This window comes from uncultured Succinivibrio sp. (genome assembly GCF_902756765.1).
Classification (GTDB): Bacteria; Pseudomonadota; Gammaproteobacteria; order Enterobacterales; family Succinivibrionaceae; genus Succinivibrio.
Window position 1 is genome coordinate 1 of sequence record NZ_CACVSS010000171.1, and the last position, 2,571, is coordinate 2,571.

The 2,571-nt window shown below is 41.3% G+C and carries 2 protein-coding genes; both read left to right on the plus strand.

The window, feature by feature from the left end; genetic code table 11:
- Positions 1 to 336: 336 nt before the first annotated feature.
- Positions 337 to 1,425: a hypothetical protein gene (locus QZU45_RS12050; RefSeq protein WP_295355630.1), complete on the plus strand. Its 1,089-nt coding sequence runs from the start codon at positions 337 to 339 to the stop codon at positions 1,423 to 1,425.
- Positions 1,426 to 1,437: 12 nt separating this feature from the next.
- The gene (locus QZU45_RS12055) at positions 1,438 to 2,475 is read left to right on the plus strand and encodes an alpha/beta hydrolase (RefSeq protein WP_295355632.1); all 1,038 of its coding nucleotides are present in this window, start codon (positions 1,438 to 1,440) and stop codon (positions 2,473 to 2,475) included.
- Positions 2,476 to 2,571 lie beyond the last annotated feature (96 nt).

Below are 2,571 nucleotides of genomic sequence, written 5' to 3' on the forward strand. Positions count from 1 at the left end.
ATTTGTTATCGCAACTAATGAAGAGCTGATGATTGCTCGTTCTGCAATGAGCTTCGTTAAGTAATTCAGTTTAGAATTCAATCAGGCGCTCGGTCTTTTTAGGCTGAGCGTTTTTTATTTTCTCTCTCTATCGGTCCTTCTGTATTAGCCCTTTAAATAGCATTTAATGTGATCGTAACCTCTTAATTTTTCTAAGATTTATCTATATTTCAAAATGATAATTTAGATCAAAAAAAGATATTTAAAACTGTGATCTCACTGAAATCTTAATCGAGGATTTCTCCTATACTCAAAAATGCTCCCCAAATGGTTTTGTTATGATTGCCGGGCATATTCATGTTTAAGTCTGTACCTCTTACCGTATTGGCTGTTGCTTTGCTATCCTGCGCAAATGCAGCCTCTGTTTATGATAAGGATGGAAACATTCTTTATCTGGACGGACGTGTACAGTCTGTTTTGTCCAGTGGCAATCATAACAACGCTAAGGAAATCGAATCCGCACTTCAGAATTCGTCTGATATATCAATAGGTGGAAAAAGTAAACTTAACGACTGGATATCTGCAACTGCATCTCCTCTGTGGGAAGTTTCTGATGCGTCTTCCTATAGAACCTTCAACGCATCGGATATGTACGGTACAAAATCTGTTAAGCCTAAATATTACTCTGTGTACCGCGATGATCAGCTGCAATACGGTTTTGCAGGAGAGGGCTTTCACACAAAGTTAGGCATTCTGTCTTCTCAGAATCAGGCCAAAGTTGCCAGCTCCCTGATAGGATATTTTGATAGGGCAGAAGGTTTTGCTGTTGATTCAGGTATTAATCTTGCTCTTGGCTATACCTTTGATGATGTTTTTTTAGGATCTCTGTCTGTGCGTGGAGGATTCAGTCATGTGAATGGACAGACTCCTAACGTAGCAGATGTTTATGGCTTTAATGCCTCAGACTGGAGTCATTTCTACGGTGCTTCTTTTGAAGACATTGACCAGGCGAACTTTGGTGTTTCGTGGAGTGATATGGATTCAGGTCTGTATCTGTCGGCTTTATATGATTACAGTAGAATTGATCTGTTAAGCGGAGAGAGTGGTTCTGTTGCCGGCAGGGTAAATGGAGTGACACTTTCTTACCTGGATTATATTCAATCCCAGGGCTTTGAATTCGCGGTGGGATATGCCTTTGATAACGGTTTTTCTGCCTTGCTCGGTTATGAGATCAGCTACAATAAGGCAAAGTCTCTTACCAATAGCTATGATTATGCGTTAGTTCGCAGAATACCTGTTCTGATTAACTATAGACTTAATTCTAACTTTAATGTCTGGGGTGAGGTTGGAATTGATGCGGGGTCTGATAGAAAGTTCTCTGAGTTTAAGGTAGATAAAAAGGACTCTAAGAACGTATTCTCCTTAGGTGCCCGCTATACTTTCTAATTCTAAAGGAAGTTGAGCTGTAATTTACTTGTAAGATATGGCATTTTCCTGAATATTTGTACAAAAGAGCTGAAACTCAAGGTTCAGGAGTATTCAGATAGATTCCCTGTCATGACATATAGTGTAAAAAAAAGATTTGTATTCGCCATTATTGTTGTTGCTGCAATAATTCTGATTGCAGGCTATGCAATAGGCTGTTACTTTATAAACTATGCTTTAAAGCGTGGAAATGAGACTGATCCACTGGCACCACCTTCAGCCTGTGTCAGTATTCTTGACAGGAATGTGATTGTTCCATCCATGCCTGAAGCTCCTGCTGAGAAATGGACTATAACTGCACCTGAGAACAGGAAACTCTTCGCAACCTTCTATGTCCCAGCCACAGAGAAACACCTCTGGGTAATCCTTGCGCACGGCTATGGTAGAAACCAGCGTTATGTTGGAGACTTTGCCAAAGCATATCTCCAGAGAAACTGGAATGTTCTGACTCCCGATTTATGTGCCTCCGGAGAAAGTGAAGGTCAGTACATCACTATGGGTATCAAGGAAAGTGAGGAGATTGTCTTATGGGCGAAAAAGATCATAGAGCGTGATCCTAAGGCGCAGATCGTACTTCATGGGATATCAATGGGAGCAGCCTCGGTTCTGATGGCTGCAGCTAATAATAACGTGCCTGGGCTGAAGTCAGTCATAGAGGACTGCAGCTATACCAGTGCCTATGAGATGTTTGCCCGTCAGCTTGAGGTTCTTTTTGGGCTACCAGAGTTTCCTGTCATGAGCTGTATTGATCTGGTGAGTGGTATCAAAATCGGAGCTAGAATTTCAGAGGCGTCACCACTAAAGGTAATGTCTCGGATAAATGTTCCGGTAATGTTTATCCATGGTGATAAAGATACGCTGGTGCCACTTTATATGATGGAGCAGTTATATGTCAGCTGCAGAGGCCCTAAGACAAAACTTGTTGTAAAAGGGGCTGGACATGGAGATTCTCTGAAAGAGGCTGGAGATGAATACTGGAAAGCTGTTTTCAGTTTTATCTGTTCCGCCTGAATACACCTAGAAGCGTGGTCTAGAAGAGAAATTATTTACGCTGGAAGATTATTTCCTGATACCTGAAGGTATCAGGAGATACAGAGTTCTATTTTT